The 15,613-nt window shown below is 69.3% G+C and carries 11 protein-coding genes; 2 read left to right on the forward strand and 9 right to left on the reverse strand.

Annotated features, from left to right (window positions below):
• Positions 1 to 92: 92 nt before the first annotated feature.
• Both AC4PMY_RS04780 and AC4PMY_RS04785 read right to left on the reverse strand, forming a co-directional pair.
• On the reverse strand, positions 93 to 611 hold the full coding sequence (locus AC4PMY_RS04780; RefSeq protein ID WP_064294321.1) for an amino-acid N-acetyltransferase: 519 nt from the start codon (positions 609 to 611) through the stop codon (positions 93 to 95).
• A gap of 255 nt (positions 612 to 866) precedes the next feature.
• Positions 867 to 2,243: a glucose-6-phosphate dehydrogenase gene (locus tag AC4PMY_RS04785; protein ID WP_491622117.1), complete on the reverse strand. Its 1,377-nt coding sequence runs from the start codon at positions 2,241 to 2,243 to the stop codon at positions 867 to 869.
• Positions 2,244 to 2,526: 283 nt separating this feature from the next.
• Between AC4PMY_RS04785 and AC4PMY_RS04790 the strand changes: the two genes are divergently transcribed.
• Positions 2,527 to 3,453 (forward strand): Ppx/GppA family phosphatase, encoded by a 927-nt coding sequence (locus AC4PMY_RS04790; protein ID WP_491622118.1) that lies wholly within the window; start codon positions 2,527 to 2,529, stop codon positions 3,451 to 3,453.
• A gap of 127 nt (positions 3,454 to 3,580) precedes the next feature.
• Here the strand turns inward: AC4PMY_RS04790 and AC4PMY_RS04795 are convergent, their stop codons facing one another.
• From AC4PMY_RS04795 to lysS, 7 genes are all read right to left on the reverse strand, one after another.
• The gene (locus AC4PMY_RS04795; RefSeq protein ID WP_064294324.1) at positions 3,581 to 6,109 is read right to left on the reverse strand and encodes an ATP-dependent Clp protease ATP-binding subunit; all 2,529 of its coding nucleotides are present in this window, start codon (positions 6,107 to 6,109) and stop codon (positions 3,581 to 3,583) included.
• Positions 6,110 to 6,282: 173 nt separating this feature from the next.
• Positions 6,283 to 7,419, reverse strand: a complete 1,137-nt coding sequence (locus tag AC4PMY_RS04800) for a baeRF11 domain-containing protein (RefSeq protein ID WP_491622119.1) — start codon at positions 7,417 to 7,419, stop codon at positions 6,283 to 6,285.
• A gap of 179 nt (positions 7,420 to 7,598) precedes the next feature.
• Positions 7,599 to 11,138 carry an SdrD B-like domain-containing protein gene (locus tag AC4PMY_RS04805; RefSeq protein ID WP_491622120.1) on the reverse strand — a complete coding sequence of 1,180 codons (3,540 nt, stop codon included), beginning with the start codon at positions 11,136 to 11,138 and terminating at the stop codon, positions 7,599 to 7,601.
• A gap of 139 nt (positions 11,139 to 11,277) precedes the next feature.
• Positions 11,278 to 12,747: a cardiolipin synthase gene (cls, locus tag AC4PMY_RS04810; protein ID WP_139205336.1), complete on the reverse strand. Its 1,470-nt coding sequence runs from the start codon at positions 12,745 to 12,747 to the stop codon at positions 11,278 to 11,280.
• Positions 12,748 to 12,825: 78 nt separating this feature from the next.
• Positions 12,826 to 13,023, reverse strand: a complete 198-nt coding sequence (locus tag AC4PMY_RS04815) for a hypothetical protein (RefSeq protein ID WP_213014309.1) — start codon at positions 13,021 to 13,023, stop codon at positions 12,826 to 12,828.
• A gap of 120 nt (positions 13,024 to 13,143) precedes the next feature.
• On the reverse strand, positions 13,144 to 13,290 hold the full coding sequence (locus AC4PMY_RS04820) for a hypothetical protein (RefSeq protein WP_153303387.1): 147 nt from the start codon (positions 13,288 to 13,290) through the stop codon (positions 13,144 to 13,146).
• Positions 13,291 to 13,331: 41 nt separating this feature from the next.
• Positions 13,332 to 14,852, reverse strand: a complete 1,521-nt coding sequence (gene lysS / locus AC4PMY_RS04825) for a lysine--tRNA ligase (protein ID WP_491622121.1) — start codon at positions 14,850 to 14,852, stop codon at positions 13,332 to 13,334.
• A 217-nt stretch (positions 14,853 to 15,069) separates the two neighbouring features.
• Here lysS and AC4PMY_RS04830 point away from each other — a divergent pair, with 217 nt between their 5' ends.
• The gene (locus AC4PMY_RS04830; RefSeq protein ID WP_082915894.1) at positions 15,070 to 15,567 is read left to right on the forward strand and encodes a DoxX family protein; all 498 of its coding nucleotides are present in this window, start codon (positions 15,070 to 15,072) and stop codon (positions 15,565 to 15,567) included.
• Positions 15,568 to 15,613 lie beyond the last annotated feature (46 nt).

The raw sequence follows: 15,613 nt of genomic DNA on the forward strand, positions 1-15,613 counted from the left end.
TCGCGCCGGGAATCGGAGAAAGTGCTGATCAGCTCGGCGATGTGAACGGTCTCACCGGTCGCTCCGACGAGCGCCAACCTTCAAGCTGTGGTTCAGAGCAGCTTGAGCATCCGGGTGTTACCGAGCGTATTCGGCTTGACCCGCGCGAGGTCGAGGAACTCCGCAACACCTTCGTCCGACGAGCGCACGAGCTGTGCGTAGACCTCGGGTGGGACGATCTCCTCGCCGATCTCCTGATAGCCGTGTCTCGTGAAGAAGCCGGTTTCGAAGGTCAGGCAGAACAGGCGACGCAGGCCGAGCTCGATCGCGTCGTGTTCGAGGCGCTCGACGAGCGCGTGGCCGACCCCGGTACCGAGGTGGTCGGCGGAGACGGCGAGGGTGCGGACCTCACCGAGGTCCTCCCAGATGACGTGCAGAGCGCCGCAGCCGATGAGTTCGCCGTCGGGCGTCTCGGCGACGCGGAACTCCTGGACGGCTTCGTAGAACACGACGTCGTCCTTGCCGAGGAGGATGCGCTGCTGCACGAGTGGTTCGACGAGCGCCTGGATGCGGCGGACGTCGCTCGTGCGGGCCCGACGGACGACATACCCCTGCTGAGCCTGCTCGACCATCCCGCCTCCTCCTGTCAGAACCTCCGAGCAGTCTACTGACGCCAGCGCGGCGCTCCCGACCGAGCGCGGGTTGGTGGGCGCCAGCGCGGTGCGCTCGCGCGAGCGCTGCCGAAGCGGCGTGAGCGCTACCCAGCCGCGCGAGCGCGGGCCTCCAGAGGGGCGCGCTCGGTCCAGTGGGGCGCGCTCACGTCAGCGTACCGCGCTGGCGCCGGACGCCGGACACCGGAGTGACGACATCGGATCACGAGGTCGGGATCAGCGCCAGGACCTCGGACCCGCGGTGCCGGCCGGGTAGGTGTCGATCGACACCTCGTCCTTGCGCCACGCCTTGAGGACCGGCGCGACGATCCGCCAGCACTGCTCGGCGACGTCACCGCGCACCGACAGGGTGGGATCACCCTCGAGGATGCTCGACAGGACCTCGCCATAGGCACTGAGCTGCCCGGCCTGGAGTTCGGCGTGGAGGGCGACCGGGTCCAGCTCGAAGGGGTCGTCCTCACCGTTGATCATCAGGTCGAGGTCGAGCGACGCCGGCTTCAGGCCGATGCGGAGCCGCGCCGGGGTCTTCATCCCGTGCAGGCCGGACGGGAGGTGCGGCACCGGCTTGAAGGTGAAGACGATCTCCTGACGGGTGTCCGCCAGCGCCTTCCCGGACCGCAGCACGAACGGGACACCGGCCCAACGCCAGTTGTCGATCGCGAGGGTCATCTCGGCGAGCGTCTCCGTGTGGTGCGACGGGTCCACGCCCTGCTCGTCGACGTAGGCGGGCAGCTCGCGATCGCCGATCGTCCCGGCGCCGTAGCGTGCACGTCGGCTCTCCGTGCCATTCGTCTTCCACGGTCGGGTCGCCCGCAGCACCTGGGCCATGCCGCCACGCAGATCCTCGGCATCGACGCTCGCCGGTGGCTCCATGGCCGCGAACGCGAGGACGAGGAGCAGGTGACTCTGGATCATGTCGATCAGGGCGCCCGCGCGGTCGTAGTACCCGGCGCGCCCCTCGAGCGCCAGCTGCTCGTCGAAGACGATGTCGACACGTTCGACGTTGTCGGCGGAGAGGAGCGGTTCGAAGATGCGGTTCGCGAAGCGGAGGCCCAGCAGGTTGAGGACCGTCGACTTACCGAGGAAGTGGTCGACGCGGAACACCTGCTCCTCCGGCACCAGGTGCTGGAGCAGGCGGTTGAGCGAGCGGGCGGAGGCGTAGTCGGTCCCGAACGGCTTTTCGAGGGCGAGCATGATGCCCTTGGGGAGCTCCAGCTTCCGCAGCGCCTTGCACGCGAGCAGGGTGATCGCGGGCGGCAGGGCGAAGTAGAGGGCGACGTTCGGTCCGGCGGCCGCGAGGACGTGTTCCAGTGACGCCGGGTCGGAGACGTCGGCCTGCACGTAGGTGGTCTCGGCGACGATCGTCTCGGCGAGCTTCGACGGGGCGTCCGAGAAGGCGGTCTCGACGCGCTTCCTCCAGGCTTCGTCGCTCGACTCGGACCGGTCGACTCCGATGAGGCGCACCGCCTCGCCACGCGGGGAGGCGAGGAGTGACGCGAGTCCAGGCAGCAGGAGTCGGGCCGTGAGATCGCCCCCGGCACCGAGGATCACGAGGGTTCGAGGGGCGGAGGATTCCGAGGTGGCGGCGGTCATGCGGCGATCCTACGCGGTGCGCCGACGAGGTCGCGCGGCCTTGCGTCCTCCCGAGGTCCACCCCACCCCGGCCCAGCGCGGTGCGCCGACGCGAGCGCAGGGTTCTGGGCGTCAGCGCGGTGCGCCGACGCGAGTGGCGCGGGATCGGCCTCACCGCGGGTCCAGCGCGTGAGCGCACCCCTCCGGAGACCCGCGCTCACGCACTGGACCCGCGCTCACGTCAGCGCACCGCGCTGGCGACCGACCACAGCGGACGCGGGCGGGCAGGCAGTACTGTGAGCGCATGCGACTCGGAGTCCTCGACGTGGGATCGAACACCGTCCACCTGCTCATCGTCGATGCACACCCAGGAGCGCGGCCGATCCCCCAGTCGTCGCACAAGTCGGTGCTGCGGCTCATGCGATACCTCACCCCGGACGGATCGATCAGCGACGAGGGCGTCGCGGTCATCCTCGAGTCGATCGGTGCGGCGGCAGCGATCGCCCGCGAGAGCGGCCTCGACGAACTGCTCTCGATGGCGACCTCGGCCATCCGTGAGGCGACGAACGGGCCGGAGGTCCTCGCCCTCGTCGAGGAACGGACCGGCGTCGCCCTGCAGGTCCTCTCCGGTGACGACGAGGCGAAGCTCACCTTCCTCGCCGTCCGCCGCTGGTACGGCTGGTCGGCCGGCGAGATGCTCCTCCTCGACATCGGCGGCGGCTCACTCGAGATCGCAGCCGGCGGCGACGAGTACCCCGATGTCGCGATCTCCCTCCCGCTCGGCGCCGGCCGCTCCACCGTGGGCTTCCTCCACGACGACCCGCCGACCGCCGCACAGCAGGAGGCACTCCGCGTACACGCCCGCGAGGTGCTCACCGCAGCACTCCCCGCGTTCGCCGAGGAGCCCGACGCCCATCACGTCGTCGGGTCGTCCAAGACCATCCGCTCCCTCGCACGCCTCGCAGGATCGGTGGCCGACGGCATCGGTGGCACCGAACGGTCGCTGCTCCGACGCAGCCAGCTCGACGACTGGATCCCCCGGCTCGCCCGCATTCCGGCCGAGGCCCGCCCCGCGCTCCCCGGGATCACCGCCGACCGCACCTTCCAGATCGTCGCCGGCGGGATCGTCCTGTCCGAGGCGATGGCCGCCTTCCGCGTCCGCGAGCTCGACGTCTCCCCCTGGGCGCTCCGCGAGGGCATCATCCTCCGGTACCTCGACCGCCTCGGCTGACCGCCACCGTTCGCTTGCCCAGGTTCGGGCGCGCGAGACCCGGATCGCCCGAGGACGGGCGAACGAACACGTCCCGGCACGACGAAGGCCCCCACTCCGCGGAGTGGGGGCCTTCGGTGAATCAGGGCTATTCGCCCGTGATCGCGAGGTCCGGCGTGGCCGAACCCGTACCGAGCGACGCCTGCGCGTTGACGCCGGCACCGACCGACTCACCACGAGCCGAGGTCGTGAAGGCGAACGCGCCGTTCACGAAGTCGACGTGCACGTGGTCGCCGGCGTTGAGCTCGCCGTGGAGGATCTGCTCGCTGAGCTGGTCTTCCACCTCGCGCTGCATCGCACGACGCAGCGGACGAGCACCGAGGGTCGGGTCGAAACCGACCTCGATGAGGCGCTCCTTCGCCGGCAGCGTGAGCTCGATCGTCATGTCGCGGTCGAGCAGACGCTCCGAGAGACGCTTCGTGAACAGGTCCACGATCTGCAGAAGCTCCGGCTTCGACAGCTGCGGGAACACGATGATGTCGTCGACACGGTTCAGGAACTCGGGCTTGAAGTGCTTCTTCAGCTCCTCGTTCACCTTGCCGCGCATGATGTCGTACCCGGTCGAGGCGTTGCCCTCGATCTGGAAGCCGACCGGACCACCGGCGATGTCACGAGCACCGAGGTTGGTGGTCATGATGATGACGGTGTTCTTGAAGTCGACGACGCGACCCTGACCATCCGTCAACCGGCCCTCTTCCAGGATCTGGAGGAGCGAGTTGAAGATGTCGGGGTGTGCCTTCTCGATCTCGTCGAAGAGCACGACGCTGAACGGCTTGCGGCGCACCTTCTCGGTGAGCTGGCCGCCCTCTTCGAAGCCGACGAACCCGGGAGGAGCACCGAACAGTCGCGAGACCGTGTGCTTCTCGCCGTACTCCGACATGTCGAGGGAGATCAGCGCGCCTTCGTCGTCGAACAGGAACTCGGCGAGCGCCTTTGCAAGCTCAGTCTTACCGACACCCGTGGGGCCGGCGAAGATGAACGAGCCCGAGGGACGCTTCGGGTCCTTGAGGCCGGCACGCGTGCGGCGGATGGTCTTGGAGAGCGCCGAGATGGCCTCCTCCTGACCGATGACCCGCTGGTGCAGCGCCTTCTCCATGAAGACGAGTCGCGAGGACTCTTCTTCCGTGAGCTTGAAGACGGGGATGCCGGTCGCCTGGGCGAGCACCTCGGCGATCAGGCCTTCGTCGACCTCGGCGGTCGTCTTGACGTCGCCCGATCGCCACTGCTTCTCGAGGCGCAGACGCTCGCCGAGGAGGTTCTTCTCCTCGTCACGGAGCGAAGCGGCCTTCTCGAAGTCCTGCTCCTCGATGGCCGTCTCCTTGGCCTCGCGGACGCCGGCGATCTTGTCGTCGAACTCGCGCAGCTCCGGGGGGCTCGAGAGGATCGACAGACGCAGGCGTGCACCGGCCTCGTCGATCAGGTCGATGGCCTTGTCGGGCAGGAAGCGGTCGGAGATGTACCGGTCGGCGAGGTTCGCCGCCGAGACGAGCGCGCCGTCGGTGATGGACACCTTGTGGTGTGCCTCGTACCGGTCGCGCAGCCCCTTGAGGATGTTGATCGTGTGGGGCAGCGACGGCTCCATGACCTGGATCGGCTGGAAGCGACGCTCGAGTGCGGCGTCCTTCTCGAAGTGCTTGCGGTACTCGTCGAGCGTGGTGGCACCGATGGTCTGGAGCTCACCGCGGGCGAGCAGCGGCTTGAGGATGGAGGCCGCGTCGATCGCGCCTTCGGCGGCACCGGCACCCACGAGGGTGTGGATCTCGTCGATGAAGACGATGATGTCGCCGCGGGTGCGGATCTCCTTGGTGACCTTCTTCAGGCGCTCCTCGAAGTCACCGCGGTAGCGGCTACCGGCGATGAGCGAGCCGAGGTCGAGCGAGTACAGCTGCTTGTCCTTCAACGTCTCCGGGACATCGCCCTTGACGATCGCCTGGGCGAGACCCTCGACGACGGCGGTCTTGCCGACGCCGGGCTCACCGATGAGGACCGGGTTGTTCTTCGAACGACGGGAGAGGATCTGCATGACCCGCTCCATCTCCTTGTCACGACCGATGACCGGGTCGAGCTTGTTGTCGCGCGCGGCCTGCGTAAGGTTGCGGCCGAACTGGTCGAGGATCTGCGACCCGCCCTGCGCCTGCTGCTCACTCTGGTTGCCGCCGACCGGGGCTGCTTCCTTGCCCTGGTAGCCGGAAAGCAGCTGGATGACCTGCTGGCGCACACGGTTGAGGTCGGCGCCCAGCTTCACGAGGACCTGGGCTGCGACGCCCTCGCCCTCGCGGATGAGGCCGAGCAGGATGTGCTCCGTGCCGATGTAGTTGTGGCCGAGCTGCAGCGCTTCGCGCAGGCTCAGCTCCAGCACCTTCTTGGCGCGCGGCGTGAACGGGATGTGTCCCGTCGGCTGCTGCTGGCCGGTGCCGATGATGTCGGTGACCTGCTCGCGCACGGCATCGAGGGAGATCCCGAGGGACTCGAGCGCCTTGGCGGCGACTCCTTCTCCCTCGTGGATGAGGCCGAGCAGGATGTGCTCGGTCCCGATGTAGTTGTGGTTGAGCATCTTGGCCTCTTCCTGGGCCAGGACGACGACACGACGCGCACGGTCGGTGAATCTCTCGAACATGATCACTCTCCTCCGGCACCGGGCAGGGTGGTGATGCCGTTAGTAGGAGCGTAACGACCGCCGCAGCTCTCTTCGCCCCTGTTCGCCGTGGGCGTGATGCGCGGCCACCGGGAACGCCGCAGCGCACGTGCACCGGGCACGTGCGCTGCGGGTGTCGACTGATCGCGGCTCGGTCAGACCGGGAACCGGACGGTCGCCGCGAGGGCGCCCCCACCGGGGACGTCGTCGGCACGGACGGCGAGGATCCGGGCGTCGGAGAGCAGCGCCCGGCGGAGGATCTCGTCGATCACGCCGTAGTTCGTCGCGTCGGCGTCATCGGCGAGCGTGACGACACCGGTGGTCTCGTCGACCGTGCCCGGCAGGTTGCTGTCGATGTCGACGAACAGGGTGTCGACCGCGTTCGCCGTCGCGGCACGTGCGACGTCGCCGAGGTCGGTCACGGCACGACCGTTCGACGCGCGGGTGCCGAACTCCTCGCACAGCGCGTGCAGTTCGGCGGCGTACAGCTCGTCGAGGATCGGGCGGGCTGCTGCGGCGAGCTGCTCGTCGGAGCGCTCCTGCTGATTGCCCTCGATCTCGGGCTTCACGAGGTGCTTGTAACTCGAGACGGACCGGAAGATCCCCGTCATCGGTTCGGCGCCCGCGAGGATGAGCGGCTCCTTCGAACCGGCGAGCACGGGCGACAACGCCTTGTTGATCGCCTGCGCGTACTCCTGCATCCGGACCTTCTGTCCCTCGGAACCCTGGATGCGTCCCTGAGGGCTGCGTCCGTCGGAACCGCGACCCCTGATCGAGTCGACACCCGCGGCTGCGGCCACGTCGGCGGGGACACCCTCGAGTTCGATGCTCGTGGCCGGGAGATCACGCGAGACCGCGACGAGTCGCACACCGCTCTGCGCGAGCGCCAGGACGTAGGCCGACTGCGGGAAGGTGAGCGCACGCATCAACGGCTTGATGAAGAAGCGGTCCGAGACCTCCGTGCAGGACTGGAGGATGTTCGGGACGCGGAAGTAGCGCGTGAGACTCGGGCTGATGTAGAGCCCGAGGCTCGACGACAGGTAGCGGAGGAAGTCCGGATCCTCCTGGAGGTCGTCGACCGTCTGCGTGAACGCCGCGATCGCCGCCCGGTCTGCTCCCGCGGCCGTCAGCTGCTCGACCGCCACCTTCACCTGGTTCTTGAGGTCCAGGCGGATATGGCTCGTATCCGAGGGGTTGGTGCTCGTCGCGAGGATGATCGACACGCTGCCGGGCTCTCGAGCGGTGGCGAGCTCGACGATGTCGGAGCGGGTCGGAATATCGGTGTGGTGCACTGATGCCTCCTTCGATCGCGTCAGGCGAAGGGTCGACCGGGAGCAGGCGACGCCGTCGTGGGCCTGACTTGACCCCAGTATAGGGAGCGCCCACCCCTCGGTCCGGGGTCGATTCTGCGGACATTCGGAGCCGGGTCGGGCCGCGGGACATCGATCCCGCGGCCCGACTCACGGCCTCGTCACTCGGTCGTGACCGGGCCGTCCGTCGGCTGCTCCGATGCGACGAGCCGTTGCGTCCGCCGCAGGGCCAGGACGAGCAGACCGGCGACGACGAGCAGGCCGGCCGCGAGCAGTGCCCCGGTCGTGAGCCCGGCGCCGGTGACGGCGAGCGGACTCGCGGTGTCCCGACCGGTCGAGCCCTCCGATCCACCCGGCGTCACGCCCGGCCCCTCAGGATCCGGGCCGGTCCCGGGCTCGGTCGCGATGAGCCCACCGTTCCAACGGAGATCCTCGCCGTCGGCTCCGCTCGGCGACGGGTCCGCGATCACGATGTCCGGCATGACCCACTCCGCCGGGTCGATCGCGGAGTTCCGGAGATCGTCGTCGCCGACCCGAGGCGACGTGGCATCGGCCACCAGGTCGTCCGGGAGTCGCACGTCGATCCGGTAGGCACCGGAGCGGAGCGCATCGAACCGGTACCGCCCGTCGGCGTCTGTCGTGACGGCCCGGGTGACGGGCTCACCGTGCTTGTCGGTGCCGATCAGTTCGAGCTCGACGTCTGCGACACCAGGCCCCGGCGTCCCGTCGAGCCCGTCGTCGTCGAGCCCGTTCGCATCGAGATCCCACCAGATGCGTTCCCCGAGCGCCGAGCTCACCAACCGGGCCGCGACCTGCGGCGATTGTGCGCCGAGCGATTGCGTCGCGGAGTGCACGACGGCGTCGTTCACGAACCGGGCGTCGACCGCGGCACCGGTGGTCGTCAGCTCGTAGTCGACGACCACCGGCGCGAATGGCGCGAGCTCGGCGACGGTGGCCTCGATCGCGGTCGCCGCTGCGATGGACGCCGGGCACCCGGTCGTGCCGAACTCGTCCGCCGCGCACCACCGTGCTCCGTCCGGCAGGGTGCCGAAGCCGTCGTCGACGACGGGGTCGACGTGGCTCGCGACCGCATCACCGGGGGCCGCCGTATAGCGGAGGTCTGCGCCGTCCGACGTGGCCGGACCCGCCAGGACGCCCTGCCCGGTCGAGCCGCGTTCGTCGCCCGGGTACGGGAGGACGTCGATCATCCGGACCTCGCGCTGCACGGCCCCGGCGCTCATGTTCCCGAAGACGACGTCGACCTCGACCGCGTCGCCGAACTCGACGACGGACCGGGCGACGTGCTTGTCGATCTGCAGCCCCGAGGGGGTGCTGACCACCATCGACTGCCAGGAGTAGTGGGCGTCGAGTCTGCCGGCGTCCGCCGGGAAGTCCGACAGCGATCCGGGGTCGTCGGGACTCGCGACGATCGCGCGATTGAGGAACTGGCCCACCACGAAGCGATCGGAGATCGCGGTGTAGGTGATCACCGGCTCCGCGCCCCGCCTGATCCGACCGAGGTCCCAGGTGAGGAGCGTGCTCCCATCGGGCTGCGCCACAGCGGTCGTCGCGGGCGGCGTCGCCGATTCGGCGTCGAAGACGAAGCCGGCCGGTAGGGAGTCTGAGACGGTGACACCCGCAGCCCGGTCGGCCACGCCGTCCGGCGTGACGATCTCCGGCCGGACCTCGAAGGTGATCGGGGAGCCGGCGGCGATGGGGGCCGGTGCGCCGGGAGTGACCTGGGGCGAGGTCGCGCGCTTGTTCAGAGCGACCGCCGCGTTCGCGGCGACCAGCTGATCGCCTCGCGGGTACTGGGCGTTGTCGTCGGTGGCGCGATACCGTCCGTGCCACCAGCCGTCCTCGACCCAGGAGCTCGCCGACTCACGGTCCTCCCCATTGCCGGAGGACTTCACACTGTAGGTCTCGGTGAGACGGGTGCCCACCTCGAGGCCCGGCACCGCCTGGAGCTGTACCCACAGGGTGACGCCCGTCCGGGGCGGGAGCACACCGTCGACCGGACGGAGACGGACCCTGGTGATGTCCTCGGTGTCGACGAGCGACGGGTCCGAGACCCAGGTGTCGTCGGCGTCCTCGCACGTGGTCGCGTCCATCTGCGTCTGGCGCGTCTCCGCGTCGGCCGTCGTGTCGACGCTCGGCGTCGTGCCGTACTCGACGATCACGGGCCCACCGGTGGTCCGGGATTCGGCCGGGGCACCGCCTCCGGGACGCTCACCGACGCGCTGCGTGGCCGGGTCGAAGACCGCGCAGAGCACCGCTCCCGTGAGGGGGCTCGTCGTGGTGTTGTTCCAGGCGACCGTCTGTTCGAAGCGTTGTCCGCCGGCGACGGGCCCGTCTCCGGAGCCGGCCGTGCTCTGCCCCGGTACCAGACGGTTCTCCGTCCGGCGGTCGACGTAGCGCGTCGTGTGCTCGCCGCCACCGGTGCGCTGGGCGATCGTCGCGTTGGCCGTGTTGTCGGTGAGCGGTTCGGGGGCGTTCGGGAGGGGTGTCCCGTCGGCGGTGACACCCCGGACGTCGAGGTCGGTGAGGTCGAGCCGCACCGGCAGGGAGCCGTTCGACGGCACCACGGACTCGGGCACGAACACGCCGAACCGGCCGATCGCGAGGAAACCCTGCGCGGTGATCGCGGCGCCCGAGGCGGACCGGGTCGGGATGTGGTCGCCGCTCAGATCGGCGCCGCTGATGGTGACGAGCGCGGAACGACCATCGGGTTCGAGTTCGCAGGACCAGGTCCCGGAGTCCGTGACCGCGTCGGTGCCCCCGCCGCCGGCCTTCGGGAAGACCGCGGTGTCGAAGGCGCCGACGAGGCAGCTGTTCGAGACCGGTCGCCCCTCGGGGTTCACCGTGGCCAGGCGGGTGCCGGCCGGGTACCCGCCGAGGTCGATCCGGAAGGTCACGTCTTCGACCACGTTGCCGGAACCTCGGGCGCCTCGGCCCTCGTCGGTGCCGAACCCGGTGACCGAGAGGGCGGTGTCGTGCGCGACGTACCAGCCTCGCGTGCCGTCGCGCTCCGTGACGTCGGCGACGATCGGACCGCGCTTCACACCCACGTTGACGCGGGGAGCGCTGCTGACGACGAGATCGGGTGCGGTCGTGCTGGCACGGATCTCCGAGCCGTCGGCCGCGTCGATCGCGATGGTCTCGATCCCGCTCTGCGGCGCGGTGATGACCGTGCCGTTCGGCGGGGAGGATGCGAGCACGGCCGTGAGGTCGATCGCGCTCACCGAGTTCGGCAGGACGTCGGTCCGCACGCAGTCGACGACCGAGCGATCGTCGCTGACGGTCGAGCCCGCGGCACAGTACCCCGGGAGCTGGGCGACGGGCGGCCATCGGAGTCCCTCGGGTAGGCGCTGACGGACGACCACCCGGTCGTCCTCGGCGGCACCGCGCAGCTGCACCTCGATCGTGTAGGTGACCGCGTCGTGGGAACGCAGCACGGGGTCGTCCGGAGAGACGTCGAGCCCGGGCCCCGGCTCGGCGTCGAACGGGACGCTGCCGGTGGCGGTCCGCTGGAGCACGGTGGTAAGCCCGAGCGCCCGGTCCGAGACGTCGGTGGCGGCCGAGACGATGTCGGGCGCCGGCGCGGCCGCGGGTTCAGGCGTCGCGGCCGGGAGCAGCGCGCCCCCGGTCACGGCGGCGACGGACAGGGCGCCGAGCGCCCTGCGGAAGAGGATGGTGTTCACGTGGGTCCGACCTTCTTGACGAGAGGGGGCGGTCACACGTTACACAATGTGGTCGACTGATATCTGGGATATCCACAGGTCCGAACGAAGACGGGCAGCTGTCGGATGGTCGGGGCGTCGGTGCGTCGACGGGTGACGCCTACTGGAGCGCGGAGGTGAGCCTCGCGAGGTTGTCGAGCACCGTCGACCGCAGCGGCTGCTTCAACCATTCCGCGAGCGTCAGCTCCTTGCTGATCTCCCGGTATCCGTCTTCGACGCCCCGCATCTCCTGGACGAACTCGCGACCGCGGACCATCAGCGAGACCTCCAGGTTGAGGCCGAAGGAACGCATGTCCATGTTGCTCGATCCGATCACGGCGACGTCGTCGTCGATCGTGAAGTGCTTCGCGTGGAGGATGTACGGCGCCGGGTACTGGAAGATCCGCACGCCGGCCCGCAGGAGCGCCTCGTAGTAGGAGCGCTGCGCGTGCCACACCATCGCCTGGTCGCCGATCTCCGAGACGAACAGGTCGACCGGCACACCGCGCTGGACGGCGGTCGTGACCGCTGCGAGCAACGACTCGTCGGGTACGAAGTACGGACTCGTGATGACGATGCGCCGCTGCGCCGCGTAGATGAGGGTGAGGAACAACTTGAGGTTGTTGTCGCCGTCGAACCCCGGCCCGCTCGGTACGACCTGCAGTTCGAGGTCCCCAACCGGTCGGGCCTCGAGCAGGCCGACCTCGTGCGACAGGACGTCGCCCGTCTCGCTGTACCAGTCGCTCAGGAAGATCGTGTTGATCCCCGCGACACCGGGGCCCTCCACCCGCGTCATGAGCTCCTGCCACTGGAGACCCCGCTTGATGTTGCCCGGCTTGTTGTAACTCCGGTCGATCATGTTCTGCGAGCCCATGAACGCGACCGCGCCGTCGACGATCACCATCTTGCGGTGGTTCCGGAGGTCGGGACGCTGGAACTTGCCCTTGAACGGTTGGAGCGGCAGCATGAGCGCCCACTGGGCACCCATCGTGGTGAGGCGCTTCAGCGTGTGCTTGTAGTCGGGGGTCCGCCAGCTCGCGAAGTGGTCGAGCAGCACCCGGACCGTGACGCCGCGGGCCACCGCACGCTCGAGGGCGTCGAAGAACGGCTTCGTGGTGCGGTCGCAGGTGAGGATGTAGAACTCGACGTGCACGAACTGCTCGGCGCGGTCGACCTCCTCGGCCATGGCGTGGAGTGATGCCTCGTAGTCACCGATGAGACTCGCGGTGTTCCCGCCCTGCAGCGGCATCGATCCGAGATTGCGGTTGAGCGTCACGACCGAGCGGAACCAGGCCGGCGCGTTCGACGTCAGGTTCGCCTTGACGAGGTCGCGCGTCGTCTGGCGGATGTAGACGTTGATGTCGTACTGCTTCCGCCGGCGCGCCCGCGGGAGTTTCGGGTTCCCGATGAGGAGGAAGGCGATGACACCGACGTACGGGATGAGGAAGATCGCGAGCAGCCAGGCCATCCCCGCGGTGGGGCGCCGGTTGCGCGGGACGACGATCACCGCGATGACACGGATGATGAAGTCCAGGACGAGGGCCGTGATGCCCAGCCAGTTCCAGGAGAACTCGATCGTCATGTCGCCCATCCGCTCAGCTGCCGAGGCTCCAGCCTACTGACCATGCCGGACAGCTGTGGAGCGACCTCGCCACGTGATACGTGCGGGTCAGACCTCGCGGGGGCCGGAGGGCTCGACCGGTGGGAGACCGAGCTTCGCGCGCTGCTCCGCCTCGACCTGCGCGTACGCCTTGCGCTCGTTGCGGTCGGACCGCAGGATGGCGCGCATGACGACCCAGAAGATGATGCCGACGACCACGGTGGGCAGCAGCGACCAGAGCGCGTTGAGCCAGTAGTCTTCGATCACCCGTCAATCGTACCGCCCTTCGACAGGCTCAGGGACCGGAGAGCCGGCTCAGGGACCGGAGAGCCGGCTCAGGGACCGGAACGACGTGGTGGCGCGATCCCGAACGGGCGCGCAGCCGGCTCAGGAGCCTCCGGCGAGAGCGCCCCACAGACCGCTGACGACGAGGTACAGGCCGATCCCGCCGACCACGATCCAGATCGTGATGCGCGCCGTCGTCGGCCCCTGCTTCTTCGGGTCCTGGTGGTCGCCGGGGTCCATCATGCTCATCGTCGCGCCTGACTGTCGGTGGTCGTGCTGCCGGGCGGCAGCTACTTGACCAGGGGGAAGAGGATCGTCTCGCGGATGCCGAGGCCGGTGAGCGCCATGAGGAGACGGTCGATGCCCATCCCCATGCCGCCGGACGGCGGCATCCCGAACTCGAGCGCCCGCAGGAACTCCTCGTCGAGACGCATGGCCTCGACGTCGCCCTGTGCGGCGAGCTTCGCCTGCTCGATGAACCGTTCGCGCTGCACGACCGGGTCGACGAGTTCGGAGTAGCCGGTGGCGAGCTCGAAGCCGCGGACGTAGAGGTCCCACTTCTCGACGGCGCCCTCGATCGAGCGGTGGGCGCGCACGAGCGGGCTCGTGTCGACGGGGAAGTCCATGACGAAGGTCGGGCGCTCGAGGCCACCCTTGACGAAGTGCTCCCACAGCTCCTCGACGTACTTGCCGTGGATGGGGTGCGGGACCTCAACGCCTTCACGCTCAGCGAGCGCCTTGAGTTCCTCGATCGGCGTCTGCGGAGTGATCTCGACACCCGCCGCGGCCGACAGGCTCTCGAACATCGAGATGCGGTCCCACTCGCCACCGAGGTCGAACTGCGTGCCGTCGGCCCAGGTCACGACGTGGCTCCCGCTCGTCGCGAGCGCGGCGTTCTGGACGAGGGTCTGCGTGAGGTCGGCCATGGTGCCGTAGTCGCCGTAGGCCTCGTACGCCTCGAGCATGGCGAACTCGGGGCTGTGCGTGGAGTCGGCGCCCTCGTTGCGGAAGTTGCGGTTGATCTCGTAGACGTGGTCGATGCCGCCGACGACGGCGCGCTTCAAGTACAGTTCGGGCGCGATGCGCAGGTAGAGCTCGGTGTCGAACGCGTTCGAGTGGGTGACGAACGGGCGGGCCGAGGCTCCACCGTGCATGACCTGGAGCATCGGCGTCTCGACCTCGACGAAGTCGCGCTCCGTGAAGGTCTGGCGGAGGCTCGCGACGGTCTTGGCCCGGTCGAGCACGTTCTTGCGCGCCTGGTCGCGGGCGATGAGGTCGAGGTACCGGCTCCGGACCCTCGTCTCCTCGTTGAGCTCGTTGTGGAGGTTCGGCAGGGGCAGGATTGCCTTCGCCGCGATGGTCCACTCGGCCACCATGATCGACAGCTCGCCACGACGACTGGAGATGACCTCGCCGGAGACGAAGACGTGGTCGCCGAGGTCGACGAGCTCCTTCCAGGCCGCGAGCTGCTCGTCGCCCACGCTGGCGAGGCTCACCATCGCCTGGATGCGGCTGCCGTCGCCCGACTGGAGGCTGGCGAAGCAGAGCTTGCCGGTGTTGCGCAGGTGCACGACGCGGCCCGCGACGCCGACCGTGACGCCGGTCGCCTCGTCGGGCTGGAGGTCGCCGAAGCGGGCACGCACCGCCGGGATCGTGTCGGTGATGGGGAGGGTGACGGGGTAGGCGCCACCGGCACCCGACGTCGCCTCGTCGATGAGGCGCTGGCGCTTCGCGAGCCGGACGGCCTTCTGCTCGGAGAGCTCTGCCTGCTCTGCTGCGTCGTCGATCGGCTCTGGCGTCGTGTCAGTCATGCGGTGGGATTCTCCTCGTGCGGTCACTGGAGTTTACCGGGGACCGTGCGCGCCGTGCGCACGGCCGGCTTCCTATGAACCGGCTATCGACGGCCTGACAAGGGTCTGCGAACAACCATTCGGAGGACATCGCCGGGTACCCGGGCCGTGCTTGGCTCGAAGGACAGGAGTCCCGATCGGGGGCACCGACGCCGGAAACGAACTCGAAAGGCTCGTCATGACGACGCTCTCCGACCACCAGCACACCGACCACCGCGATGCCACCACCGTCCCACCGGTCCCGGCCTCCCCCGCCGCGACGCGCGGACAGGCGGGGATCGACGCCGGTCTCCTCCTCTTGCGCCTGGCGCTCGGCGTGGTCTTCATCGCGCACGGGCTCCAGAAGTTCCTCGTCGACTCCATTCCGGGCGTCGCCTCCGGGTTCGGCGGCATGGGCATCCCGGCTCCCGAGGTCGCGGCGGTCGTCGTCGCCGGTCTCGAGGTGGTCGGTGGCCTGCTGCTCATCGTCGGCCTCGGCACGCGCATCGTGGGAGCCCTGCTCGCGGTGACGATGGCCGTGGCGATGGTGCTCGTGCACCTGCCGGCGGGGTTCTACGCCGCCGACGGCGGCTTCGAGTACGTCATGCTGCTCGCACTCGCGTCGCTCGCGCTCACCCTCGCGGGCCCGGGCCGACTCGCGATCGACGCGCTGATCCGACGCCGCCGCAGCCGCTGACACGGGTCGGCTGACTCGGATCCGCCCGCCTGCCCCGACTCGGGTG

This window comes from Plantibacter sp. MDV22-iso1 (assembly GCF_058408345.1).

Bases quoted from the DNA above. Each gene is read 5' to 3' on its own strand.
- AC4PMY_RS04780 (WP_064294321.1), bottom strand. From the start codon at position 611: ATGGTCGAGCAGGCTCAGCAGGGGTATGTCGTCCGTCGGGCCCGCACG.
- AC4PMY_RS04785 (WP_491622117.1), bottom strand. From the start codon at position 2,243: ATGACCGCCGCCACCTCGGAATCCTCCGCCCCTCGAACCCTCGTGATC.
- AC4PMY_RS04790 (WP_491622118.1), top strand. From the start codon at position 2,527: ATGCGACTCGGAGTCCTCGACGTGGGATCGAACACCGTCCACCTGCTC.
- AC4PMY_RS04795 (WP_064294324.1), bottom strand. From the start codon at position 6,109: ATGTTCGAGAGATTCACCGACCGTGCGCGTCGTGTCGTCGTCCTGGCC.
- cls (WP_139205336.1), bottom strand. From the start codon at position 12,747: ATGGGCGACATGACGATCGAGTTCTCCTGGAACTGGCTGGGCATCACG.
- AC4PMY_RS04820 (WP_153303387.1), bottom strand. From the start codon at position 13,290: ATGAGCATGATGGACCCCGGCGACCACCAGGACCCGAAGAAGCAGGGG.
- lysS (WP_491622121.1), bottom strand. From the start codon at position 14,852: ATGACTGACACGACGCCAGAGCCGATCGACGACGCAGCAGAGCAGGCA.
- AC4PMY_RS04830 (WP_082915894.1), top strand. From the start codon at position 15,070: ATGACGACGCTCTCCGACCACCAGCACACCGACCACCGCGATGCCACC.